Genomic DNA, 25,363 nt, shown 5'->3' with positions numbered 1-25,363 from the left:
TCCTAAACGAGCAACATGTCGGCTAGTGATGCTCCGGCAGGAACCATAGGATAAACATTCTCCTCTGGATCAACCCGGACATCGATAATACAAACCTTAGGGAGAGCAAACGCCTCCGTAAGCACAGGCACGACATCTTTCTCTTCGGTTACTCTGAACCCGACAGCTCCGTAGGCTTCAGCTAGTTTTACAAAATCCGGCTGAGCATCCATACAGGTTTCACAGTAATTACGATTGTAAAAAAGTTCCTGCCACTGACGAACCATACCAAGATAACCATTATTTAAAATAACAATCTTGACCGGAAGATCATTGCAGACAGCAGTCATCAATTCCTGAATATTCATCTGAATAGAACCGTCTCCGGCAATATCCACGACAAGCCGGTCAGGAAACGCCATTTGCGCGCCGATGGCAGCAGGAAGTCCATACCCCATCGTTCCTAAACCGCCCGAAGACAGAAAAGATTTTGACTTTTTAAACTTATAAAATTGTGCGGCCCACATCTGATTCTGACCGACCTCAGTAGCGACAATAGCGTCACCGTTGCTGATTTCGTAAACCTTTTCAACAACATACTGAGGCTTAATGAACGACCCACCTTTATTATACCGCAAAGGATGAGTTTCAGACCATTGCTGAACCTGACGAACCCATACAGCATGAGAATCTTCGGAATAAGTCTGGTCGAGAGTAGGCTCAATTACTGATTTAAGTGAAGACAATGCACTTTTGCAGTCAGCAACAAGAGGCACATGAACAGCAACATTTTTTTGAATTGAAGTAGGATCAATATCTATATGAACGAGTGTGGCTTTAGGGGCAAAAGTATCAACCTTTCCAGTCACACGGTCATCGAACCTCGCTCCGATTGCCAGAACGAGGTCCGAATTATTGATTGCCATGTTTGCGGCATAGGTGCCATGCATTCCCAGCATCCCGAGCCATAAGGGATCATTTCCGGGAAAGGCGCCAAGCCCCATGAGAGTGGCTGTCACTGGAATATTCAGACTCTTGGCAAGCCATGTCAATTCATCCTCAGCTCCGGAACTTATAACCCCGCCGCCAGCGTAAATAACCGGCCTTTCGGCCTTTTCAATAAGCTTGGCAACTTTTTTAATCTGCCCGATATGAGGGGCAAGATTCGGATTATAGCTTCGTAGCGACACATCTTCAGGCCAGACAAATTCAGCCTTAGCCTGCATAATATCTTTAGGAAGATCGACCAATACAGGACCGGGTCTTCCTGAGCGTGCGAGATAAAACGCCTGCCTTACAGTGAAGGCTAAATCGTTAATATCTTTGACCAAGTAGTTATGTTTTGTACAAGGACGGGTAATTCCGACAATATCAACCTCTTGAAAGGCATCATTCCCGATTAAAGGAGTCGGAACCTGTCCTGTAAAAATTACTACCGGAATTGAATCCATGTATGCAGTTGCAATACCGGTAACAGCATTTGTTGCTCCGGGACCGGATGTAACCAGGCATACGCCTGCTTCACCTGTTGCCCGGGCATAACCATCAGCCGCATGGACCGCACCCTGCTCGTGTCTGACCAGTATATGCTTAAAAGGATAATTCGGGAGTTGATCATATATATCGATTATCGCGCCGCCGGGATAGCCGAAAACAACTTCAACTCCCTCTTTTTTCAGACATTCAAGAAATATCTGAGCTCCGGTGAGCTCCATGGCTCTCTCCCTATTATTTGTATTTTTCAATCAACAAATGCAATTTCGTTTTTCCGGACAACTTCTTTTTTTTCAGTTCTTTCAATTCAAGAACTTCTGTCTCGTTTAGGAGACCTTTCTTTTCAAATCTATCAATAATCTTTTTTAGATCTAAGTGCTGATCCCATAGCCCTTTAATTTCCGCATCCTGACCAACTAGGGTTCTAATCAAATCGACGTCTTTAGCTTCCATTTGAAACTCCTTTGCAGAGGTTTGCATATTCAAGCGTCAGTGGAAAATATTCCATCCTAACGCGGTACAACTTTTAAATCTTCTCTCGGAATTTATTTGGCTTTTTTGAAAAATTTAAGTTTGGCTTCAATGGCTTCAACTTTTTCAAGTTCAGGATTACTGATCTCAAGTGTCTTTAAATGAGACTCAAGAACAGCTTTAAGCTCAACTTCAAACCTTGTTCTTTGGCGTTTGAGTTCGTTAATGTCTTCATGAATTTGAGCCAAACGGTTGTGTGCCTGCTGCAAAATAACTTCAGCCCTTGAATGGGCCTCATTAATTATGAGCTCAGCTTCCTTTCTGGCAGTTGCTTTGAGGTCATCGATCATTCTTTGAGTTGTCATCAAAGTGTCACGAAGTGTTTCTTCGCGCTGACGAAACTCTCGAATAGAGGAATCGCGGCGTTCAATCTTCTTCATAAGCTGCTTCTTGTCATCGGCGGTTGCACCGAGAACTTCAGCAAGCTCAATCATAAGCTGATCCACTTCACTTTTAGAATACCCGAAAAGAGATTTTGAAAACTTTTTATTAAGTAAATCAATCTTCGAAAGGGTCATCCACTACCTCCAGAGGCTACATTCCATATGCAAGTCTTGTAAGATTGCCCACCAAGGCAATATCAAGCATCTGAATAATCAAAATAACAACTATCGGAGACAGGTCGAAACCACCGATATTAACGAATGGAATATACTGCCTGACCTTTGCAAAAACAGGCTCGGTTGCTTTACGCAGAAAGCGAACAACGGGATTGTAAGGATCAGGGTTTACCCAGGTAATAAGAGCGGAAATAATAACCACCCACATATAAAGATTGAGGACAATCTGAAGAACTTTAGCTACGGCAAGAATCACATAATCCATTTAATATACTCCTGACAGGCATAGAATTGAAAAAGCAGTATACGCTTCCATTCTTGTTTACAAATTGTCACAGCAAGCCCTAAGAATCAACACTTTTTAGGGCATATTAACAAAATGAACTTATTATTAAAAATCAAAGACTAAAACCATGACTTATTCCGACTTGCGCCAAACATTATTTTTGGCTTTTTCAAACAAACTACGAAGAACCCAATAATCTGAAATATACAGCGAAGCACTAAGCAGCGGACTGCAATAAGCCCAGAACTCAACACCTGCGCGGGAAGCGCATGATTCATCTATCCAAGTATCTCCAATATAGACGACGTCTTCCGGCTTCATAGACCACTTATCCAGAATATAATGAACACCTTCAGGATGGGGCTTTGAATTAGGTAAAAGCGTGGACGTAACGGTTGGAGAAAAGAAACCTTCTATATCAAGATTTTCCAAAACAGTAGGCAGTGAATCAGTTCTATTCGTATTAATGGCCATACGGATATTATTATCTCTAAGCCACACTAGGACTTCGCGGAGTCCCTCTTCTATTTGAATATAGGACAACGCTTCACTAAGCTCAGGCAACTTTCTGAGTTCAAGAGCTTCTTCGTAGTTTTTTTCAGGAAGAACATGCGCCAAGGACTCAAAAACAGTATGCGCATGAGCAAACTTTTCTTCTTCCTTATCCATAGGCGGAAGATTAAATTTATTTTTGAACCAGTTGTAATACCACCTGTTTGCGTCAAATGAACTGATCAAAACCCCGTCACAATCAAAAATAATTCCCTTAATTTCTTTAAGAGCTTCAGGCGGAGTTATATCGCTTAAATGTATTCCTTCCATTAATGAAACCTCATTTATTCTGTTTCGGGGACGGCCAGAGCGACAAGAAACTCCCGGTCCAACCACGGCTTTTCTTCAGGTGCACTTGAAAGCCCTAAAAGCTTCCATGCCTTATCTCTTACTACAGTTGCCTTCTCAGGCAAAACGCCTTCTTTTTCATAAAAATCCAGTTCCAGATCACGCCAGAATGAAACTGCGTCAACATCACTTGTGACAAGTGCAGAGTTTTCAGGCAAAAGAGCAGCAAAACCCTCAAGAACTTTCTGCCATGGCAGAACAACTCTTGAACCAGTCTGAACCGGAGCATTGGAAAACAATCCCCCAAGCGCTCTAGCCTGCTGATCTGCTATATCTTCATCATCAAGCCCGAGACTTGTACCGAAACCGGACCACTTATCATTCAATTTATGCTCAATTTCTGCAAGCTCAAGATGCTTCTCTTCGTAAGCGTATACCAAAGCCAATACAACCTGATTCTGAACGCGATCAGTATCAGATTTTTTCTCAGCAGGAGTGTCACGAATAAGCGCATTCAGCTCATTTTCAATTGCAGAAGTTCTTTCACCGAATTGATCTTTCTGGTTTGAAGTAGGCATGGACAACATTTTAAGCATTTTGCCAAGACTTTCACCATAACTAATAAAGTCTGCTATCATCCGGCGACACATCTCAGGCTCCACAGGCAAGTTTTCAGGCCTAAAAACAAGAACATCTTCTGTCTGTGCCCTGTCAACTCCGGGATCAAAAAGCAATGCACCTTCAACCTTTTCAGCTATCAACTCTTCGTGCAACTGCGGGAAGTATATCAACATGGCAATTCTCCATCGGTTAAAGATGTCGCTTTAAAATTTAGAACAACCGTACATAATTTAAAATCATTCTGCGAATAAAATCTAATCCTCAGTAGGCATAAATTTATCGCAAATACCTTCACAGCGAGGAAACTCCAATAAACATATATCTTCGTAACCATCGGAACACAAAGGATATGTGTCCTCTCCCTGCATGGTATTTTTATGGCATCCGCCCGTAGAAGCCCGATGCTCTGCAATCCGGAGATCCCATAACTCGGAAACAACCTCTGCGCTAAGCTTGAAAGCTTCAGCCTGCCTGAGTAGTTTATCATACTCATCCTCAAGGCCAACTAAAATTTTACACCGCAATTCCGCATTGTACCCGGGATTTAATAATTCATCGTAAAGACATTTGCCTTTTTTATAAAAACGACACATATGTCCCGGCATTTTGGAAATAGTTGCCAAAAAAAATCTCCTGAACAGTGATTAGATTTACAGTTTAAAACAACAAACAGACTTCACTGAAGACCTATTTACGCATTTAAACTTTGTAAAGACCAAAAAGATAGTTTTTACAAGCGTTTTTAAGAGGAAAAGTCATTCTTGACCTTAATGCCCGGCCCGTGTAAAAGTTCCCTACCGTCTAGCATTGGAGGAAAAAATGTTTGGATTAGGAATAACAGAAATTCTTTTGATTTTGGGTATTATTATCCTGATATTCGGTGCCAAAAAACTTCCTGAAGTGGGAAGTGGGCTAGGCCGTGCAATTCAAAATTTCAAAAGGGCCAGTAGTGAGTCTGATGAAATTGACGTAACTCCCTCAAAAGACAAAGACAAGGATAAGGAAGCTTAACAGTTTTCTTTGATTTGCCTGTAAAAACCCCGGTTTACTTAATGTGAGCCGGGGTTTTTACATTCTTGCTTTTTAGCAAAAAACATAGCGAATCCCTGTTTTATATATACAACTCCAGAAATAAACGTAAACAAAGCAGTTGCCCATTCAAGGACGTACTCTATCTCAAAGAAATCAAGATCGAAAGAAAGTCTGCTTAAAACAGAGAATATAAGTAGTAATTGCAAAGCAGTGGTTAACTTGCTGATTATCAGAGGATTAATTTTCTTCTGAACATCTACTCCGTAGGATTTCAAAAAGAATAAGCCTCCGACAATTATTGTATCCCTTAAGACCACAAGTAACGCCAGCCAGCTTGGAATTAGCCCTTGAATTGCGAGACACAGGAAAGATGTAATAATAAGGAATTTATCAGCAAGCGGGTCGAGCATCGCCCCTAGCGACGTACGCTGATTGAGAATTCGCGCTAGAAAGCCATCAAGAGCATCTGAAAATCCTGCCACCAAAAAAAGAATCCATGCCCATAAGAAGTTGTGATCAAGGTATAAGAACACAAATCCCAGAGTTAACAGAATCCTGAAAATGGTTATCAGGTTAGGAATATTCCAGTTTTTTTGCCTCGTCACTCTTTATCCTATTTTATTTATCTCCGCTAAGCCCGTCAATATTGAATGATAACCCCCGTGAAGGCAGATAATCATTAAGATAGCTTTTTAAAACCCACTGATCAGAGACTTCTAGAGACCAGCTTGCGGAAACAGCAGTCGGTTTCATTTCTACATCAAGCAGTTGAACTTCCTGTACAGCTGAATCCCAAGATTTCAACAACCTGTCGAACTCTCTGACTCCATCAGGATTGAACCAGCCATTCACAACTAGAACGGCCTTCGGATTCATCATACTTTCAACATTTTCAGAATCAAAAAATTTAGCCCACAAATTCTGCCAGACTCTTTCGACTGTACGGCCGGAGGCTTTCCAGTTGCCGTGGGCAGAAGTGAGTTCACCCGCCCACCTATTCTTTCCGATTTTAGTAATACTTAATTTAGGAGCAGATAAATCTGTCGAAGCAGCTTTTTGCACTCCATAAAGAACCATCAGATTCTGCACTTCCGTATCAAGGTCCAACTGCTGTGTTTCATTCAGTTTGGTTTTACCGCTTGAAACTGAAATATCTGCTTTAACGCTTATCTCTGCATTTGAAAAAAGCCCCATCTTCTTCAGAACAGCACGTAATGCGCTTCGATTAACATTAACATCAATACGGACAGCAACGCCATCCTCCTGAAATTTAACATCCATATCGCGGTAACCAGTTATAAATTCCTCATAATGATTACCAAACATATCTTTTAAAGCATTACTGCGCTCAGCAGACAACGTTGAAGGCATCATACGTACGGATTCAGCAAAAAGAGCTTGTGCGAAAGCCTGCGAAACAGCTTCACCTCGTAAATCTTTACTTGAAACGTTCTCTTCGGTTGGCTTAAAAATCTGAACTTTGACAGCAAAAGCAGGCACAGCCGCGGCTGTTGCGATCATCAACACACAAAAGACAAAAAAACTTTTTTTAATATATTCTGAAAAGATCAAGTGATTACTCCGATCTATAAATTACTGCTGCAAGGCAGGGGATGCGCCTTCATCAACTATTGTTTCTTCCTGCAATCTGGAATCCTTTACAGGAGAATCATTTTTCACAGGAACCAAACCAATACCAACGGTTCCGTTATCATTCGAAATCTGTACAGATCCTTCGCCTGCCGGAACATCCATCATTATAACTACTGCGCAATTATCAATAACAGATTTTCTTTTGAGTGCCGCCCTGAATTTAGCAGATTCTTCAAGTGTCAAAATCAGATTCCCACGCACGGTTCCATGAGAACTTACAGGTTTAACAACAAGAGGAGAATTACCAACCCGCTCTCTGAAATTTCCTATAGAAGAACCCACTACATAAGAAACCAAACCGTTTTTAATAACAGACTCTCTGCTCACGATGAAAGGTCCGTACACTCCCACGCCTTTGCCGTCATAAATAACCGGCAGCAATATTGGAGTCAAAGTAAGTCCCCGGGCATCTATGACAACTCCACTGTATGAAGCTTCAACACCGTTTTCATCTGTAAATAATGGAGCCTGAACAACAGCCTCGCCCCTGCCCTCAGACAGCATCGGCGCAATTCCTGAAAGAAATGGTAATGTTGGCGGGATAATAATCGAAGCAAGTTCTCCCATAATATTCATAGAAGCCGTAACTTTAACTTTTCCGTCAAGTGTATCTTCAGTGCGTAAAAGCGAATTCTGAACAAGCCCCCGAAGCATCGTCGCGGTTTTGATATCATCACTAAATACTTGTTCTACAGTCTCTCGGCTGCTTAAAGACAACCCGAGAATTGAGTCCAGTAAATTTTTACGGGCCTTAATCCCGCTTTGCCTAACGGCAAGAGCTTTTGTCCGCATGGGATCAATAGTATCCTGCATTGGAAGAATTTCAGCAGAAGCAGAAATTAACCCGCGGCCCCAATTGATCTTGCTATCTGGAGTATCAACAACATACCCAAGGTCGTTACCGAATCCTCCGGCATAAATCGCTGACGGAGCGGCAAGCAAAAAAACAAAAGCTAAAAATGAATATAATCTCATATTTTTTCCAATTTTTATATTAAGGATCACCGTTTAATCTGTATCAAAAGGACTTATCCTTCCACATCACTTTTCGCAAGCCACGCTGCGGCAAACTCCACGATTTGACTTGGCTCATCAGGAGAAAACCAATGGATATCTTTTTCCCGGTTAAACCAGGTCAACTGCCGTTTTGCGTAAGCTCTGGTATTTTTTGCCCAAAGAAGCTTGGCTTCATCTATATCAATATCACCCTTAATAAATGCCAGAAGCTCACTGCACCCTATTCCGGTCCACCCCGGAGCACTCTCATCAGGACAAATATCCCATGCCCGGCGAGCTTCATCAATTGCCCCGGCTGCAATCATCTGATCGATCCGGCGATTAAGTAAAGGAGTTAAATCATCAAGATTTACCTTTATACCAATCTTAAGAAAGCGGTAAGGTGACGGTGGAACTTCTCTATTATGCCACCACGTAAAATTTTTACCGGTTCCTTCATAGACTTCTATGGCGCGGGAATTACGCTGTTTATTATTAGGATGCGTACATTTGGCATATTCAGGGTCAACCCTCTGAAGTTCCTCAAATAGAGCGGCCGAACCTTCTTCTTCAGCTCTTTTTCGAACTCTGGCACGAATTTCATCTGGAATATCCGGAATCGGAGCAAGCCCCGAAGTGAGAGCTTTTAAATAAAGACCTGTACCACCCACAAGTATCGGCAGCTCATCAACTGACTGCTCTATTTTTTCATGAGCAAATTCGATAAAATCCGCGACAGTAATAATTCCGGTAGTCGGCATAAATCCATAAAGTTCATGTGGACAAACCGCCCTTTCTTCCGGACTGGGCTGAGCGGTAATAATTGGAAAATCTTTATAAACCTGACGAGAATCAAAGTTAAGGATACGGGCAGGAAAACGTTTCGCCATTCCCAAAGAAGTTGCAGTCTTTCCTGCGCCTGTAGGGCCTAATATGCAAACAACCGGTTTACGCTTATCCATAACTTATTTACCGGCCGGAGCAAGCCTTTCCAAAACTTCTTCATAAATCTGTTTTGGAATCAATCCTTTAATATCTCCGCCATTTACAGCTACATCTTTTATAATAGTAGAGCTGAGATACATCCACTTATAGTCAGTCATAAGAAAGACAGTCTGGATATCATTATCAAGACGGCGATTCATCAGAGCCATCTGGAATTCGTACTCAAAATCAGAAACCGCCCGCAGTCCACGCATAATAACATTTGCCGGACTTCTCTGCACATAATGCACAAGCAAACCGTCAAATGGTTCTACGTGAACCCGTGGCTCTCCTCCAAAAATTCTGGTTGCCATATCGACCCGCTCATCCAATGAAAAGCGGCAATTTTTTGAGGTACTCCCTGCAACAGCTACAATAACTTTATGAAAGGTTTTAAGTCCCCGAGTCACAAGACTGAAATGTCCGCGAGTAAACGGATCAAATGTTCCGGGAAAAACTGCAGTAAGTTGTTTTACTTCCGCCATAACAATATCCTCGTCTGACCGTAGAGCTTATCTGAAAGCAGAGTAAGCTCATCAATTAATTCTGAATGCGGCGGCTCAGCTTGAGCCTCAACCTCTGCAAGAACAAATCCTCCGTCAGCCAGCCACCCTTTTTTCAAGGCAGAATCAAGAGCTTTAGGCAAGAGGTCATAACCATAAGGAGGATCGATAAAAATTAAATCAAAAGTTTTTTCAGGCGGCCGTAAAAGCACTTTAAATAAATCGGTCGCTAAAACTTTATATTCTGATGCGGACACGCCTAGTTCTTTTAAGTTTGTCTTAATAAGAGCCGCAGCGCGTCCATTTTTCTCAACAAAAAGAGAGAATTCCGCCCCCCGGCTGAGAGCTTCTATAGCCAAGCTTCCGCTTCCGGCAAACATATCCGCAACACGCAAACCGTCCCATTCAATGCCTCGCGATTCCAGCATTGAAAAAACAGCCTGCCGAACTTTTGATGTAGCCGGACGATAGCCGGGTCCGCTGGCAGTTTTTATAACTCTACCGCCATATTTACCACTGGTTAATCTCATTACCCTATAATTCCGATATCAGTTCAATGACCTGACGATTAATTTCAAGCAGTTTATCTCTAAGTTCAGTCTGTCCAATAAAAGGCTGAGACCTAACCTTGTCCAGTCTGGTTCTGAATTCTCCAACCAACTTTTCAGAATCCTGTAAAAGGAATTCCCAATCAATTTCCTGAAGAGCCTTACCTTTAAGAATGGGCTGCATTTCACCACGGGGAGTAAGCATCAATTCTTCACGGTAGTCCGCAATATGTACTTCATAACCCAATTCCTGAGTAATTCTACTCGAAAAAACCTTCTGACTTTTTATTTCACCGTGAGTCAGAATTATTTTCATGGATGGACTATCAAAATGTTTAAGCCAATCAATCATTTCATCCTGACCGGCATGCCCGGAAAAACCATTGATAGTGAAAATTTTAGCTTCAACTTTAAGCTTTTCACCAAAAATGGTAATATCATCTGCGCCGTTTACAATCCTGCGGCCGGGAGTTCCAACGCCTTGATATCCGACAAAAACAATACTGGCACCCTTTTTCCAGATATTATGTCTGAGGTGATGCTTGATACGCCCGGCATTTGCCATACCACTTGCAGAAATAACAACAGCAGGGCCGGAAGTATTATTGATAGCTTGAGATGCTTCAGTATCAAGTGTGAATTTTAAATTCGGCAAAGAGAGGGGATTATCCCCGTTATGAAGAAGTTCTTTTGTATCAAGATCAAAATACTCAGGATGATTTCTAAAAATTTCAGTAGCCCGGATAGCAAGAGGACTATCAAGGTAAACCGGCATATCTTCAGGAAGCTTGCCAGCTTTATATAGTAGAAAAAGTGAATAAATTAATTGCTGTGAACGCTCTACGGCAAAAGAAGGTATAACCACTTTTTCACCGTTGGAATAACTCCAGGCAATTGCCTCAGCAAGTTCATCTAAACTGTTCGTGGAGTCCTTGTGATTACGATCACCATAAGTGGATTCCATCAAAAGATAATCAGCTTTTTCAATAATAGATGGATTCCGAACAATCAACTGATCCTTATGTCCAATATCTCCGGAGAAAACAACTTTTGTAGTATCATCACCTTCTTTAATCCAAATCTCAATAAAGGCAGAGCCCAGAATATGCCCTGCGTCTTTAAAGTTAACTGTAATTCCAGAGGCTGGTTCAAAAGAAGAACCATATTGAATAGTTCTCATTAGTGGAGTTGTCGCCACAGCATCAGTTTGGTCATAAAGAGGATTTATCGGAGCAATACCCTTACGAAGTCTCTTTCTATTTTCCCATTCAGCTTCCATTTCCTGAATATGAGCACTGTCGAGCAGCATGATATCAAGAAGGTCACGGGTGGGCTGAGTCATATAAATCGGGCCGTCAAAACCTGCCCTGACTGCCGCAGGCAATAGTCCGGTATGATCAATATGAGCATGTGTAATCAATATAAAATCTAGATCCTTAGCTCTATAGTCACTTATTGCGCGATTACGTTTTTCTATTTCAGCATTACCCTGATGCAACCCGCAATCAACTGCAAATCTGACACTTTCAGTCTCAACAATATAACAAGAACCGGTAACTGTTCTTGCTGCGCCCATAAAAGTAATTTTCATCAATCCTCCAGTATGAACCAACCGTTAAGTTTCAACTTTTCTTACTATCATTATCATTCTTTTTTTGGTAATTCGGATGCACTGTTACATGCACCAATATTGGATTTCAGGCAATAGTTAGCAACTCTCTACCTATATTTAATAACATCGCTACGAGGGCACCATGCACAAATCAAAACAATACGTTATCGACGATCTCTCCATGCAGGAATCTTGGAGACTTTTTAAAATAATGGCTGAACTGGTTGATGGATTTGAAACCATGAGCGAAATAGGTCCTGCGGTTTCAATCTTCGGTTCAGCCCGCGTGGCTAACGACCACCCTTTATATGCACAAACTGAACAACTATCCAAACTTCTCTGCGAAGCCGGATATTCAGTTATCACAGGCGGCGGACCCGGACTGATGGAAGCAGGAAACAAGGGCTGCTTTGAATCCGGCGGAGAATCAGTAGGCCTGCATATTCATCTGCCTTTTGAACAGCATTCAAACCCATACCTATCTATAAAAAGCGACTATAATTACTTTTTCGTCCGTAAAGTTATGTTTATCAAATATGCAATGGCCTACATCGCCATGCCCGGCGGTTATGGAACCCTTGACGAACTAAGTGAAGCTCTGGTCCTTATCCAGACAAAACGAATCAAACCTTTCCCGATCATCCTTATAGGAACTGAATTCTGGGGAGGACTCATAGACTGGTTTAAAACAAGATTAGTAGCTGACGGCTTCTGCAGCGAAGAAAATCTTGATCTTTTTCACGTAACAGATTCACCTGAAGAAGCTGTTGCTTATATCAAAAAACATGTAATAATCTAGCTGAGTAATCTGCAAGGAATGCGCGTCCATTGGAAAGCAAAGATCAGAAAAAAGCATATATTTACGGACTTGCCGCAGTACTGATCTGGTCTACGGTTGCATCCGCTTTTAAAATTGCTCTTTCATACATGGACCCGTTGCAACTGCTTTTTTACGCAGTTGTATTTTCCACATTGACCTTGCTGATTCTGCTGATAGTACAAGGAAAAATCGGGCAGGTCGCACAGATGAGTATGCCAAACATACTTAAATGTGCTCTGCCCGGAATATTAAATCCGTTCCTTTATTATATAGTCCTCTTCAAAGCTTACGATCTGCTTCCCGCTCAGGAGGCACAGCCCCTCAACTACACTTGGGCTATTACCTTATCTCTGCTTTCTATCCCTTTACTTGGTCAAAAACTTAATGCCCGTGAACTTATCGCCATCTTCACAAGCTATCTGGGTGTTGTCGTCATATCTACTCACGGAAACCTGCTGGACATTCAGTTCAGTAACGGATTCGGTGTATTTCTAGCTCTTTTCAGCACCATCATCTGGGCTTTATATTGGATTTACAACACTAAGAGTAAAACCGATCCTCTAATTGAGCTTTTCCTAAATTTTTGCCTCGGATTACCACTTGTAACAATTGCGATGCTGATATTTTCCGGACCACCGCCCTTTGAGCTGCCTGCCGTACTTTCTGCCGCCTATGTTGGACTCTTTGAAATGGGAATTACTTTCGCGCTATGGCTCAAGGCTCTCAAGCTTACTGAAAAAACGGCCAAAATCAGCAACTTGATATTCCTCTCCCCTTTTCTCTCTCTAGTACTTATTCATTTTATTTTGGGCGAAGAAATTTTGCCTTCCACTCTGGTGGGACTTCTTTTTATAGTTGGCGGAAATATTATTCAACAAACCGGGAAAAAATAATTAAAACACTATCTGGGCTTCGCACATGAGGCTTTGGCTTGCGGCATGTTTCTCGATATCGCCCTGATAGCGCAGGGTGAAGCTCATGCCTTTGTTATTGATAGCTCGGATGCCCAAGCCGAAGCGACAGGAATCTTTTGCGGTCTTTGCTGAGGTCTGTGAAAGGGCCGTGCCCGGCATGCCGGTCATGGAAACAGTAAGATTTCGGTCCTGTGTCAGCCACTCGTGCATCCACATGGCCGAGATTTCAGGAATAATCTGGCCGAATTCCGTTTCCCATGAACGATCAATCTTGACCCCAAGACCGCTCGCTAAAAAGTTGCTGTTGATGTCTTCCACCGAAAGATTGGCAGCACCGGCACCGGATTCGATGTACCCGTCCTGATGAAAGCGAGTGTATTCCATGGAAAGCATCGGTGTCAGTCCGTAATCGCCAGTCTCGAATCTGTATCCACCGGCAGTTTTGGCAGACATCGTGTACCCTATTGAGTCCGCTGTAGCCGTCCTGTTCACAAAGGGAATCGGCCTGTTCATGTCATATTCGTTGTATGCACCGGCAAAGATCGTATCCACGTACCAATTGTCCTTGAACCACGATCCATACAGCCCCAGAGAGTAGCTACCGAGTTGAGAATCACTGCCGCCAGTGTCCTTATAATCTGCATCAGTCTGAGCATAGCCGCCGCTGATACCGGCCAGAAAACCGTCCATGATCACCCTGTCATAACCGCCGGAGAAAATGATGCTCTCGTAATCATATCCATCATAGCCTCCGTGAGTATCCATGCCGCCTGTACGCCCCAAAACACGCATATGGACACCGTTGGGCTTCACCTCGGCATCACGCTTCATGAGACCGGCCAGATCACCAGCGGAAGCAACCATGGGCCAAGATTCCGGTTCATCTGGATCTAAATAATTATTTTTTTCGGCCATCATGATCTGATAACTGCGCAATTCAGCCATGCGCGTCTGAGTGGCAAGTGAAACAAGATAAGCCGTGTCAATGCTCATGGAGATGATCCCGGAAGTAGGCAGCCCTCCGAGTTGATTCAGGGAGTTGTTAAACTCACTTTTCGAGGACGAACTTTCCAACTTGACAAGGATGTCTGCAAGATCGCCAGTCGCCGTTGCTATAAGCGGGTCAAGATAAGCCGCTCTGGCCTGACTGTTGGAGTTGCTCCCATCCGTCATATCCATATAACTCTTCTTGGTAAGGTTCACATTGTTGCCGACGACATCGGCAGCCATAAATATGGAATCGGATGAATACGATCCGAGCCCTGAAAGATTTTTGCTGGACAGGGCCGTAAAAGTTGAACCGCTTGCAACAAGTCCATCCAGTGAGAATAACACTTCGCCATTGTTGATAAAATTGTTATCGACTACAATGGTAGGCGTGGTTCTTTGTAGGATGTTGACGTTCAAAGTACCGGCCTGAACTGTCAGATCATTGGTGTGGATTCCGCCACTGGTCGCCCATGTGCCGGAACCGGTCTTAGTCATGGTGGTGACACTGTTCACCGCTCCATTCAAGGTTCCTGCACCGTCCAGAGTCAATAGATTGGTCCCGCCTCCAAGTTCTATTCGACCTAGAACATTGGCACCATTTCCCAGCATTATGGAGTCATTGGCTCCGCCATCAATCCAGTCACCGGTCTTCCAGTCAATACACCCTGCCCTTACGGCGTAGGCTTCACCAAGCCCTGATGAATCGGAGGCCAGAAGTGTTCCTGTCACATTGAGGTTGAGTCCACCATTTCCTCCCACTGCCACAGCCAAACCATTTGCATTTGCCGAGACAGAGCCGGAGATATTAGCAGCCCCTCCGACTCCATTATTTATAGCTCCGAAATGGGAATTTAACCCCATGGAGGTGTGTCCGCCTGCATTAGCTAAGACGGTTCCCGAGAGATCTCCCGCAATGGAAATATCATTTTGGTAAGAATACATGCCATACACAATATTCTCATCCGCAGTGGCAGTAATGGTTCCGGACATGTTCTGGAGAGATATTCCACCAAAAGTAACCTTTACCCCATACGCCTCGCCCACACCAGAAAAGGCAGAAACAGAACCAGACAAGTCATCTGTCATGATAAAACTATTATGCCCCCAGACTCCATAAGCATCCCCACCAGCAGCCGTGGCAGCAACCGAACCGGATAGTTTCCCATTGAACCTCAGTACATCATCCGAGCTTATCCCAAAAGCTGAATGCCCACCGGACACAGCACGGACCGAGCCGGTCAAGTCTCCGTTGAAGATCAAATCCTGCAGTGCGAACAGCCCTCTGGCTTTGGCCACTCCCGCGGTTGCTGCAACCGAACCAGACAGATCACCGTTGAAGATCATATCCCCCCACGCGAACAATCCCATGGCATCTTCTCCACCAGCCGAAGCACTAACCACCCCGGACAGGCCTCCGCCAAAGATCATATTACCCTCTGATTTTAAGGCAAAAGCAATGTCCCTCTCCGCGGTGGCTTCAACCGAACCGGACAAATCGCTGCCGAGAGATATAGACTCTCTTGCAAAAAGACCATAAGCGGAATCCTGAGCCGATCTGGCTGCAACGGAACCGGTCAACCCCTGAATGGCGATTCCTTTATCAAGACTCTTCAACCCATAAGCCAATCCTGAATTCGCAATGGCTACAACGGAGCCGGACAGATCTCCGTTGAGGATGAGAGACCCATCTGTTTGCAAGCCAATAGCATTTGCCCCCTCGGCTAAAACCGAACCGGACAGGTCTTCATTGAAAATAATATGCTTGCTCGAATACATTCCTGCGGCAGCACTTTCTGACGAAAAGGCAGAGATTGAGCCAGACAAGCCTTTGTTGAGCGTCAACCCATATGTAAACAGACCAAATGCGAACTTGTCATTGGTGGTAGCAATGGAGCCGGACAGATCCTCATCGAGGGTTAAAGAGCCCAAAGCCGTGATGCCCGCTGGATAGGACCCGCCGCTGGCTTGTATCGATCTCGGCAGGAAGCCACTGATTGTTTTTCCAGAAGCAACATTCAACGCGCCGCTGTCCACCCCTGTACTGACATAAGAAAGCGTGACGTATCGAGCTTTCTCAAATGTGACGGACTTAAGGTCAGGCAAAGGTGATTTCAATGAAATGACACCGACCATTCCTGGGCCAAAAACAATGCTGTCCGTGTCGCTGGCATCACTGATGGCCTGCCGGAGAGACCCCGCACCGGAATCATTGAGATTGGTGACCATATAATCCATAGCCTCGGCAGGTGCGGGGCAAAGCACAATACCGACAAACAGAAGCAACGGAAGAACAGCCGCCCATATCCGATAGCAGCATGAACATGCGAAAAATTTTTGTTTCACAACAGACACGACAGCAATGTGATGAAGCATGAGTAAGCCCTGTAAATATTATATCATGAGAATCGAGCCAGCCAAGCTGCACGATCCGGTTCCATATTAAATGAATATAGGGATATGCATCACTGCACGCATACGAAATGTCAAAACAATCTCACGTGAATTAACGTGAAAACGACCTCATTAACTTGATTTAAAAGGATTTTTAAGAAGAATACTTAAAAATAACAAGGTCACTTCTGCGCATAGTCATTCGCACGTCAGCATGGTCTAACAATTGGCATAATGTTCTGTTCAATCACATCTTTCGAAATATCATTGAGTAAAACAACCCGATTTCTAGATGACTTTGTATCAATCACGTGGACATGATTAACTCGCTTTCTGATGAACCAAAAATAATTATACCCCACGTATTTTAAGCTCATTTGAATTATTAAAGTTAAAAAGCTCTAAACGCACGAAAGACCGGGATGGAGGAATCCCGGTCTTACGTGCTTAAGGAGTGATGATAAGGAATGAAGACTGTATATTATCGAGCTTGAGGCAAACAACTTGGGGGATGCAGGCTGCCTCGCTCAGGTTACTAAGCATATAGCATCAAGCGTGCCAAACAATATACCTCGTTAATTAAGCAGGTTACAAAGACGCTCAATTATGTGCACACATGATTTGCACACAAAGTTTGCACTTATGTGCAAAAGACGTCAAAATGGACTGCACAACCGTTCAGTTTTTTATCCTCTCAAAAAAATACTTTTGTGACAAAAGAGTTAAAATCGTGATCTTCCCTGTACTTTTTACAACTTATGTATTATATAATAGTTATAAATTAAATTAATTTGTTTGAACGGTTAATCAAGATCATAAAGACAATTACAAAAAACTAATAACTAATTATTAGGAGAAAAATGCATAAAATACTTTCAAACGTTTACTTACATCCGGAAATAATAGAACAAATCTAAACTGCATGTGGAAGACTTGATGTCAACAAAAGCTTGTTTCTTAATGTTCTTCTCAAAGAACTATTTGAAAAAGCACAGCCTGAAGACTTATTCTATAACCGTGTAAAGGTTACTGACTTAAATAATAAAATTGATAGAGTGTTAAAGAAAGCCGATAGAATCACTCAGTAGACAATCATTTATTAAAAGCAAGAATTCTTCGCTTACTTTAATGCAGCAGATCTCTGCTGCTTTTTTTATTCTTTTTTTAAAGAAAATACCTAAATCTTACCCGTCAACTATATCTGTGCACTTCAAAAGTAACATTTTTCTTTTTGACCTAACATTACCCTCTAAATATATGGCTATCTGCTTCGCAAGCTTGTCGAAGTAAAAGAAATTCGTACGCCTGCAAAAAATAAACAATTGCATTCAAGCTGATTCAATATAAAAAAGCCGGAAGATTAAAATCTTCCGGCTCAAAAAAAACATCTCACATTTCATTAAACAGTCTGGCTACTCTTCACCTAGTTAACATCAAGGCTTTCTTTGCCTGTTTTATTCAAAACAACCCCGACAACATTACGTCCTTCTAAAAGAGTCATGGACTTTTGAATCTGCTCACGAGAGGTTTTTCCCGCCTCGACCACAAAAATAATCCCGTCAACATAACTCGATAAGACAAGAGCATCCTGAGCATTCAGTAAGTCCGGACAATCTAAAATAATATATCGGTCAGGATAACGTTCTTTCATTTCAACAATCAGTTCCTGAAGTCTGGAAGCACCAAGAACCTCAGCAGGATCGCTGAGAGGCTCACCTGCTGGAAGAAACGACAATTTATTAACCCCCGGCTTAATCAAAAGATCAGGAATTGGGACATCATGTAAAAGATAATCTGTCAGACCACGCTCTACTTCTATTCCTAAATATTTATGAATAGAAGGATTTCTCATATCTATATCTACCAAAAGTGCAAACTGATCAATTTTACGAGCTATACTGATTGCTAAATTGATTGAAGTAATCGTTTTCCCTTCTCCGGGCATAGCGCTGGTCACCATCAGCACGTTATGTCCTTTTTCCTTTGTCCTTTGTAAAATCTGAGTTCGTAGAAGGTTATAAACATCAGTAAACAAAGGACTGCTGTTTCTAGTTAAAACTCTATTTTTAGCAAGATTAAGATCATCAAGGACTAGGTCATCTTTAAAAAATGAAGGAGGAGGAACTGAACAAGGTAAATCATCCTTTTCGGAGCCTCCGGCAGCAACGCACCCCGCCCCGGCGATATTCGAATCTATTACCGGTTCAAAAAGTTCTATATGAGAATCACCTTTTGCAATCCAACTCTGCTCTTCTTCAATTCTTCTATTCCGCTTGGCTTTCTCAACAGCCTTGAGCAACTTGCTCATGGTGACTCCGTATTTCAATTAAAAATTCGAGACTATCTTACGAACAAATTCTACTGCAATGACATCCAGTGGCTTATACAAAAAATGAATCATCACAATTCCAAGCACAACAAATGCAAGAATAACAAGTAATGATAAAAACTTACGGTGCTCAACTGCTTTTGCCTCGGCTGATGTTTCCCAATATGGAACACTCGCAAGAATAGGTAGTTTAATAATTTTCGATAACTGTTCAGGACGTCGAATAGAACGATCCAGAACTTCAAGAACAATTACAACTACGCCCCCTACTCCAAGCGCAACAACAAAAGTCACCAAAATATAAACTGCGGACTTATACACCGGAGTACAGAAAACAGCTAAAAGAACTGCCATCAAAAACACAATCGCAGCCGATGCAATAAAATGATTTTTTCTGCGCCGAAATACTTCTATATAATATGCAATATCTGAACGTTGTTGCATTCTACCTTTGACCCTTTAATTTATATCAGTCGGAAACCAACCACATATACTAATCTGTTCCTAAAATTCACCTACATTAAACAGAGTTAACACTCCAGCGACTTCTTTTAAGAAATAGCTCAAACATTTCTTAAACAAAATGTAACCTAACAGTAACAACCTAATCCATTATAGATGTAATGTCCGTTCATCCACTGCGATGAATTAAATTAATAATATATAATGGAGCTTATGTTGCCATGCTACGACTTATCAAAAAAAGAACTAACGCATTCAACTTCCCATCCGACCAAAATAATAATTTTTTTGAAGGGCCGGGGATTGGAAGTTTGATTCAGAATGTCGGCAGACTTAATATTTTATATTTCGCAATTCAAGACTTTCCAACTTTAACGGAAATGTATGGCAACGAATGGTCCGAAAATCTTGAAGCTCAAATCCGTACAGGAATTGAAAGTGAAGGGTATGAACATTTACAACATAATGAATTTCACATTTTTTCATTCAATGGAGGAGAATTTTTCTTACTTGATCCCACGGAATGTAAAGCGGGCTTATCTCTTGAAGAATTAGCCTATCAATTCAAGGTCAACATAGAAAACTTAGTAAAAAGCGACCAGATCAGCCGGACAGGTAATACAATTACCATAAACAGCGGCCATTCATCTTTTCATGCGTCCCAGACCAATAATAAATTATGGTCAGGATTTCTCTCAGCAATTGGTAAAGCAAGGCTTGAAGCGCAAAACAATGCTGACATTTCCAACATGGAACTGAGTAAAGAATTTTGTGATATCATTGCTCAAAGCAAAGTAAACAGCCACTACCAGCCAATCGTAAATCTGGCTGAAAAAAAAATACACGGCTGGGAAGCTCTTGCAAGAGGACCGCAAAACTCACCCTTCCGATCTCCTCTGACCTTGTTTGATATGGCCGAAAAGCTCGGTAAACTTTTCCAGTTGGAAAGAATTTGCCGCGAGGCCGCAATCAGCTCCTTCGGTGAAATTAATCCCCATCAAAAATTATTTCTCAACATTCATCCCCGCACAATTGTTGATCCTAATTTTTCATCAGGTGAAACAAAAATTCTACTTGATAGATGGGGTCTTAGACCGGAAAATATTGTCTTTGAAATAACAGAACGCCACAGCGTAAAAGATTTCATAACATTCCGTAAGACTCTGGATCACTACAGAAATCAAGGATACATGGTCGCGATTGATGACGCGGGGACGGGCTATTCCGGTCTTTCGTCAATTGCTGAAATTAAGCCGGACTATATCAAACTGGATAAATCCTTTGTCGACAACATTGAAACGAGCCGGGTCAATCGGGCAATAGTAGAAACTTTCACAGATTTCGCTGAAAAAATAGGTGGTAAACTTATCGTAGAAGGAATCGAAACCCAATCTCAAGCTGTAGCAATGATGGACATGGGTGTTCACCTCGGACAGGGCTACTTTTTCGCAAAACCTGCCAAAATCAAACCTAAGTTAAGTTTAGAAGCTCTTAATGTTAAAAAAACACCTGATCTAAAAAATGATCATAATATCTGCGGAATACCCGTAAAAAATCTGGCAACTCCAGTTGATTCAGTGGAAATAAATACCCCTGTTCCTGTCATCCAAGATTTTTTTGAACAAGAACAATCACTCAGTAGCGTTACAGTTGTCAAAAACGGAGCGCCATGCGGACTGATTATGGAATACAATCTAAACAAACATCTGTCTGGTAAATTCGGAGTAGCACTCTACACCAACAAACCGATCACTTCAGTTATGGATGATTCTCCGCTTTTAGTAGATCTGGAAACCACCGTGGAAAACGTTTCCACGCAGGCCATGGCAAGAGAAAGAAACAAAGCCTATGATGATATTATAATAACAAAAAACGGTAAATTATTCGGCGTTGTATCTGTCCGGAAGCTGTTAGATACTCTTGCACATGCTCAGGTTGAAATGGCGAAAGGGACAAACCCGCTGACAGGTTTACCGGGTAATCTGGGGATTGAACAAGAGATCGAGCGCCGCATGAAAGCATCTCAACAATACAGCATTATTTATGCGGACCTCGACAACTTCAAAGTCTACAACGATACATACGGCTTTAAAAGCGGTGACAAAATAATACTGCTCATCAGTCGAATTATAACATGGGCAACAGCGCGGCACGGATCTGACACTGATTTTATCGGCCATATCGGCGGTGATGACTTTGTTCAGGTTATCTCACCGGATAAAGCGGAAAGAATCTGTCTGGCGATAACCCGATGCTTCAAAAGATTAGTCAAAACCAGTTACAACGCAAAAGATAATACAAACGGCTGGATGGAAGGAAAAGGACGAGACGGAACCGTTTCAAGATTCCCTCTGGTTTCAGTTTCACTAGCAATACTTGATTGCACCCCAGAACAGTCTCTTTTCGAAATAGGTGAACAAGCCGCATCTCTCAAGAAATGGGCTAAGTCCATTGAAGGAAACTGCTGGGTGCGCGAAAGACGCCAGCTATAATAAATTCTCGTCAAAGATTTGTTTGATCCGGTAACGCAGATTAGTAAACCTTTTGCCGGCTGTGATGTTGTTTAGACCGATGTGGAAAGCTCTTTTACTGCCTACTAAAACAGCCAGAGTACGAGCTCTGGTTAAGGCGGTATAGAGTAAATTCCGCTGTAGCAAAAGATAATGCTGCGAGACTATCGGCATAACAATAGCTGGATATTCACTACCCTGAGATTTATGCACGCTCACAGCGTATGCCAGAGACAATTCATCTAGTTCTGACAGTTCATAATGAACGATGTTTCCGTCAAATTCAGCTGTAAGTTCGTTTGCCTCGGCATCAATATACATGACTCGCCCGAGATCACCGTTGAAGACTTCTTTTTCATAATTATTGCGTAACTGTAAAATTCTGTCGCCAACCCTGTATTCTACAAATCCTCTTTTGATAGCTTTACCCTTTGAAGGATTGAGTCTTTCCTGCAACAGCGCATTAAGTTTTTGAGTCCCGACATCACCTTTGTGCATAGGCGTAAGCACCTGAATGTCAGTCATCGGATCGAGATCGTATCTTTCAGGGATTCTCTCACAAACAGTTTGCGCTATCATTTCCTGCACTTTGAGTGGAGAGTCCTGCGGAATCCAGAAAAAATCTGCCTCAGGAGCATCTGCCGGATGTCCAAGAGGAAACAACCCATCATTAATTCTATGAGCATTTACGACGATGTAACTCTCTTGTGCCTGTCTGAAAATATGGTTCAGAACCGCGCTCGGCACTTCTCCGCTTTGCAACAAATCAGAAAGAACATTACCAGGACCGACTGACGGAAGCTGATTCACGTCACCAACAAAAATTACTCTGCAAGTTAACGGAACGGCCCTCAAAACGGAAAGACATAACTGCGAATCCAGCATTGAAGCTTCATCGACAACCAGAACATCAGCCTTGAGCTTTTGATCTTCATTGTAATAAAAACCGCCATTATCCGGGGTATATTGCAGCATTCTATGAATAGTGGATGCGGATCTTCCTGTCGCTTCAGAAAGTCTTTTTGCGGCTCTTCCGGTCGGAGCTGCAAGCTTAACTTTAAGTCCGAGTTCACTGAGAGTCAGAACAACAGCGCGGGTAATTGTAGTTTTACCTGTTCCCGGTCCGCCTGTGATAATGAAAAATTTATTTACGCACGCGTCAAAGACTGCCTGTCTTTGTTCGTCTGAAAGGTTGAACCCAAGTTCTTTTTCAACTTCCGGCAGAGTTTTTTCGACCTTTTCTTTACTTACAGGGGACGGATGACTGACCAGTCCGTGCAACCTTTTACAAATTTCACTTTCAAATCTGTAAAAGTGCATCAAGAAAATTGCCTGATCGATATTCTGCTCAGGAAGGCTTTCCACCCTGATTCTTTTTCTCTCTTCAAGCGCACTGATTCCGTCAGAAATCAAAGAAAGATCCACCCCGCCGAGCATTTTGGAAACATCTTCAACCAGCTTCTCACGAGGACTGAACATATGCCCGCCCCGCTCGCTCACAGAAAAAAGTGAATAAACAATAGCGGCTTCTATTCTTTGAGGAGAATCCGGGGCAAACCCCAGCTTAAGGGCCATGGTATCTGCTGTTTTAAAACCGATGCCGCGAATGTCGTAAGCCAGCTCATAAGGATTATCACTGATTCTTTTGACAGACTGTGCGCCATAAAGATTAAATATACGCGTGGCATAGGTAGGCGGAACTTCATGAGTATGCAGAAAAATAATCAGATTTTTAATTTCACGCTGGGACTGCCACGATTCAACAATACCTTCCAGCTTCTTCTTGGATATACCCTTAATCTTCAAAAGCTTATCAGGATCTTCGTCTAAAACATCCAGCACTTCTACACCGAACTTGGCAACCATATCTGTTGCAATGGCTTCCCCGATCCCTTTAATAGATGAAGACTTGAGAAACCTGATAACTCCAGCTTCAGTAGCCGGACGAATGCGTTCATGAAAATCAGCTTCAAACTGGCGGCCAAATTTAGCATGCTGCTTCCAGCGTCCCTGAAATTCTGCGGATTCACCGGGAGTAAGTTGTCCTAAACAGCCGACAACAGTAATCTGTGAAGGCTCATCTTTTGAAGAAATGCGCGCAACAATATAACCGTTCTCTTCATTATGATAGACAACTGTTCGAACTTCACCAATCAAAATGTCCGACATCAGATTTCCTTATCAAGATTATTCTTATCAAGATTATTCATATTAATTTATGCTGATCACCGGGATTATTATCAGGGTGAATAGTATCAAAACTATTAGTTTAGTAGCTTGGAGAAAAATATTTAAATAAAAAGCTATAATTTCTGGCGGTATTCAAGAGACTGCCGAAGAGTTTCTTTGTCCGTGTGTTTAACTTCAGACCCGATGGGAATACCCTGAGCAAGGCGACTCAGTGTTATATGAGGGAAACGATTCTGAACCATATTTTTTATATATGACGCAGTTCCTTCAGCTTCCACAGTGGCTCCCAGAGCGAGAATCAACTCTTTAACTTCACCCTTTGCAAGACGCGCTTCAAGCTTATTAAATTCGAGATTCTGCGGAGTAATTCCATCAAGAGGCGAAAGAAGACCGCCGAGAACTAAATAATATCCTCTGTAAAGCCCCATTTCTTCTATAACCAGCAAAGAATCCCATTCGGAAACAAGACAAAGCTTATCGCTCTCTCTGCCTGGATCAGAACAAATACGACAGGGACTGGACTCGGTAATACTTGCACAATGCTCGCAAACGCAGAGTTTCTCGCGCAAATCAATTATGCTCTGCCCTATTCCTGCAACTTTTTCCCGCGGCATTTTGAGCATAGTCAAAGCAATTCGCAAAGCAGATTTAGGACCAAGCCCCGGAAGTTTAGCCAACTCCTGAGCCACAACCCGCAAGGGGGCCGGCAAATTATCCACATAAACCTCTATGATTAAAACCGTGCCCTTCTAAAAAAGAAAGACACGGTTGTTTTATACTCGACTAAAAAAAGCGCTGGATTACATCATGCCGGGGATATTCATTCCGCCGGTAATCTTAGCCATTTCAGAATCCATCATTGCTTTTGCTTTTTTGTTAGCATCATTTACTGCAGACAAAACGAGATCCTGAATCATTTCAACATCACCGGATTCTACAACAGTAGGATCAATAGTAATGGACAATACTTCAGAAGAACCGTTGACTTTAACTGTCACCATTCCGCCACCGGCAGAACTTTCAACTTCACTTTCTTTAAGTTCTTCCTGAAGCTGAGTCATTTTGCGCTGCATAACCTGAGCCTGACGTACTAAATCATTCATACCTTTCATTATATT

Annotated in this window: 24 protein-coding genes; 4 read left to right on the top strand and 20 right to left on the bottom strand. The window is 42.4% G+C overall.

Annotation, left to right across the window (positions count from 1 at the left end; all coding sequences use genetic code 11):
- Positions 1 to 2 precede the first annotated feature (2 nt).
- The 7 genes from ilvB to BLT41_RS10800 all read right to left on the bottom strand — a co-directional run bounded on the left by ilvB (position 3) and on the right by BLT41_RS10800 (position 4,934).
- Positions 3 to 1,694 (bottom strand): biosynthetic-type acetolactate synthase large subunit, encoded by a 1,692-nt coding sequence (gene ilvB / locus BLT41_RS10830; RefSeq protein ID WP_092161026.1) that lies wholly within the window; start codon positions 1,692 to 1,694, stop codon positions 3 to 5.
- A 13-nt stretch (positions 1,695 to 1,707) separates the two neighbouring features.
- Positions 1,708 to 1,926 carry a DUF465 domain-containing protein gene (locus BLT41_RS10825; RefSeq protein WP_092161025.1) on the bottom strand — a complete coding sequence of 73 codons (219 nt, stop codon included), beginning with the start codon at positions 1,924 to 1,926 and terminating at the stop codon, positions 1,708 to 1,710.
- A 92-nt stretch (positions 1,927 to 2,018) separates the two neighbouring features.
- Positions 2,019 to 2,522, bottom strand: a complete 504-nt coding sequence (locus BLT41_RS10820; protein WP_092161024.1) for a DivIVA domain-containing protein — start codon at positions 2,520 to 2,522, stop codon at positions 2,019 to 2,021.
- A gap of 16 nt (positions 2,523 to 2,538) precedes the next feature.
- Positions 2,539 to 2,829 (bottom strand): YggT family protein, encoded by a 291-nt coding sequence (locus BLT41_RS10815; protein ID WP_092161023.1) that lies wholly within the window; start codon positions 2,827 to 2,829, stop codon positions 2,539 to 2,541.
- Positions 2,830 to 2,982: 153 nt separating this feature from the next.
- A complete protein-coding gene (locus BLT41_RS10810; RefSeq protein WP_092161022.1) occupies positions 2,983 to 3,672 on the bottom strand; it encodes an HAD family hydrolase in 690 nt (229 codons plus the stop codon).
- A 14-nt stretch (positions 3,673 to 3,686) separates the two neighbouring features.
- Positions 3,687 to 4,484 (bottom strand): hypothetical protein, encoded by a 798-nt coding sequence (locus BLT41_RS10805; protein ID WP_092161021.1) that lies wholly within the window; start codon positions 4,482 to 4,484, stop codon positions 3,687 to 3,689.
- An 81-nt stretch (positions 4,485 to 4,565) separates the two neighbouring features.
- Positions 4,566 to 4,934 (bottom strand): hypothetical protein, encoded by a 369-nt coding sequence (locus tag BLT41_RS10800; protein WP_244512251.1) that lies wholly within the window; start codon positions 4,932 to 4,934, stop codon positions 4,566 to 4,568.
- 196 nt (positions 4,935 to 5,130) lie between these two features.
- On the opposite strand from BLT41_RS10800, the gene BLT41_RS10795 reads away from it, so the two are divergent.
- Positions 5,131 to 5,322 carry a twin-arginine translocase TatA/TatE family subunit gene (locus tag BLT41_RS10795; protein WP_092161020.1) on the top strand — a complete coding sequence of 64 codons (192 nt, stop codon included), beginning with the start codon at positions 5,131 to 5,133 and terminating at the stop codon, positions 5,320 to 5,322.
- A gap of 38 nt (positions 5,323 to 5,360) precedes the next feature.
- On the opposite strand, the gene BLT41_RS10790 is transcribed toward BLT41_RS10795, so the two are convergent.
- From BLT41_RS10790 to BLT41_RS10760, 7 genes are read right to left on the bottom strand one after another with little or no spacing between them, the layout of a single operon-like run.
- On the bottom strand, positions 5,361 to 5,948 hold the full coding sequence (locus BLT41_RS10790; protein ID WP_092161019.1) for a CDP-alcohol phosphatidyltransferase family protein: 588 nt from the start codon (positions 5,946 to 5,948) through the stop codon (positions 5,361 to 5,363).
- A 13-nt stretch (positions 5,949 to 5,961) separates the two neighbouring features.
- The gene (locus BLT41_RS10785) at positions 5,962 to 6,915 is read right to left on the bottom strand and encodes a hypothetical protein (RefSeq protein ID WP_244512250.1); all 954 of its coding nucleotides are present in this window, start codon (positions 6,913 to 6,915) and stop codon (positions 5,962 to 5,964) included.
- Positions 6,916 to 6,936: 21 nt separating this feature from the next.
- Entirely contained in the window at positions 6,937 to 7,971 is a 1,035-nt protein-coding gene (locus BLT41_RS10780) for a hypothetical protein (protein WP_139167352.1), read from the bottom strand.
- 53 nt (positions 7,972 to 8,024) lie between these two features.
- Positions 8,025 to 8,954, bottom strand: coding sequence for a tRNA (adenosine(37)-N6)-dimethylallyltransferase MiaA (miaA, locus tag BLT41_RS10775; RefSeq protein ID WP_092161016.1), 930 nt, complete (start codon positions 8,952 to 8,954; stop codon positions 8,025 to 8,027).
- A gap of 3 nt (positions 8,955 to 8,957) precedes the next feature.
- Complete coding sequence (gene coaD, locus BLT41_RS10770; protein ID WP_092161015.1) at positions 8,958 to 9,461, bottom strand: pantetheine-phosphate adenylyltransferase; 504 nt, start codon at positions 9,459 to 9,461, stop codon at positions 8,958 to 8,960.
- Entirely contained in the window at positions 9,449 to 10,009 is a 561-nt protein-coding gene (gene rsmD / locus BLT41_RS10765) for a 16S rRNA (guanine(966)-N(2))-methyltransferase RsmD (RefSeq protein WP_092161013.1), read from the bottom strand. The genes coaD and rsmD overlap by 13 nt, the downstream gene beginning before the upstream one ends.
- 4 nt (positions 10,010 to 10,013) lie before the next feature.
- Positions 10,014 to 11,618 (bottom strand): MBL fold metallo-hydrolase RNA specificity domain-containing protein, encoded by a 1,605-nt coding sequence (locus BLT41_RS10760; RefSeq protein WP_092161012.1) that lies wholly within the window; start codon positions 11,616 to 11,618, stop codon positions 10,014 to 10,016.
- A 163-nt stretch (positions 11,619 to 11,781) separates the two neighbouring features.
- Between BLT41_RS10760 and BLT41_RS10755 the strand changes: the two genes are divergently transcribed.
- Both BLT41_RS10755 and BLT41_RS10750 read left to right on the top strand, forming a co-directional pair.
- Positions 11,782 to 12,438 carry an LOG family protein gene (locus BLT41_RS10755; protein ID WP_092161010.1) on the top strand — a complete coding sequence of 219 codons (657 nt, stop codon included), beginning with the start codon at positions 11,782 to 11,784 and terminating at the stop codon, positions 12,436 to 12,438.
- A 29-nt stretch (positions 12,439 to 12,467) separates the two neighbouring features.
- On the top strand, positions 12,468 to 13,352 hold the full coding sequence (locus BLT41_RS10750) for a DMT family transporter (RefSeq protein ID WP_092161009.1): 885 nt from the start codon (positions 12,468 to 12,470) through the stop codon (positions 13,350 to 13,352).
- Here the strand turns inward: BLT41_RS10750 and BLT41_RS10745 are convergent, their stop codons facing one another.
- From BLT41_RS10745 to BLT41_RS10730, 3 genes are all read right to left on the bottom strand, one after another.
- Positions 13,353 to 16,736, bottom strand: coding sequence for an autotransporter family protein (locus tag BLT41_RS10745; RefSeq protein ID WP_092161007.1), 3,384 nt, complete (start codon positions 16,734 to 16,736; stop codon positions 13,353 to 13,355).
- Positions 16,737 to 18,177: 1,441 nt separating this feature from the next.
- A complete protein-coding gene (locus BLT41_RS10735; RefSeq protein WP_092161006.1) occupies positions 18,178 to 19,062 on the bottom strand; it encodes a polysaccharide biosynthesis tyrosine autokinase in 885 nt (294 codons plus the stop codon).
- A gap of 18 nt (positions 19,063 to 19,080) precedes the next feature.
- Positions 19,081 to 19,527, bottom strand: a complete 447-nt coding sequence (locus BLT41_RS10730) for a hypothetical protein (RefSeq protein ID WP_092161004.1) — start codon at positions 19,525 to 19,527, stop codon at positions 19,081 to 19,083.
- A gap of 239 nt (positions 19,528 to 19,766) precedes the next feature.
- On the opposite strand from BLT41_RS10730, the gene BLT41_RS10725 reads away from it, so the two are divergent.
- Complete coding sequence (locus tag BLT41_RS10725) at positions 19,767 to 22,037, top strand: GGDEF domain-containing protein (RefSeq protein ID WP_092161002.1); 2,271 nt, start codon at positions 19,767 to 19,769, stop codon at positions 22,035 to 22,037.
- Here the strand turns inward: BLT41_RS10725 and recD2 are convergent.
- The 3 genes from recD2 to BLT41_RS10710 all read right to left on the bottom strand — a co-directional run bounded on the left by recD2 (position 22,032) and on the right by BLT41_RS10710 (position 25,357).
- The gene (gene recD2 / locus BLT41_RS10720; RefSeq protein WP_092160999.1) at positions 22,032 to 24,224 is read right to left on the bottom strand and encodes an SF1B family DNA helicase RecD2; all 2,193 of its coding nucleotides are present in this window, start codon (positions 24,222 to 24,224) and stop codon (positions 22,032 to 22,034) included. The two genes, BLT41_RS10725 and recD2, sit on opposite strands and share 6 nt — an antisense overlap.
- Before the next feature lie 134 nt (positions 24,225 to 24,358).
- On the bottom strand, positions 24,359 to 24,964 hold the full coding sequence (gene recR, locus BLT41_RS10715; protein WP_092160998.1) for a recombination mediator RecR: 606 nt from the start codon (positions 24,962 to 24,964) through the stop codon (positions 24,359 to 24,361).
- Positions 24,965 to 25,045: 81 nt separating this feature from the next.
- The gene (locus BLT41_RS10710) at positions 25,046 to 25,357 is read right to left on the bottom strand and encodes a YbaB/EbfC family nucleoid-associated protein (RefSeq protein WP_092160996.1); all 312 of its coding nucleotides are present in this window, start codon (positions 25,355 to 25,357) and stop codon (positions 25,046 to 25,048) included.
- Positions 25,358 to 25,363 lie beyond the last annotated feature (6 nt).

This window comes from Maridesulfovibrio ferrireducens, assembly GCF_900101105.1.
Taxonomy (GTDB): Bacteria; Desulfobacterota; Desulfovibrionia; order Desulfovibrionales; family Desulfovibrionaceae; genus Maridesulfovibrio; species Maridesulfovibrio ferrireducens.
The sequence above is the reverse complement of the archived record's forward strand: the minus strand, read 5'-3'. Positions and strand labels throughout refer to the sequence as shown.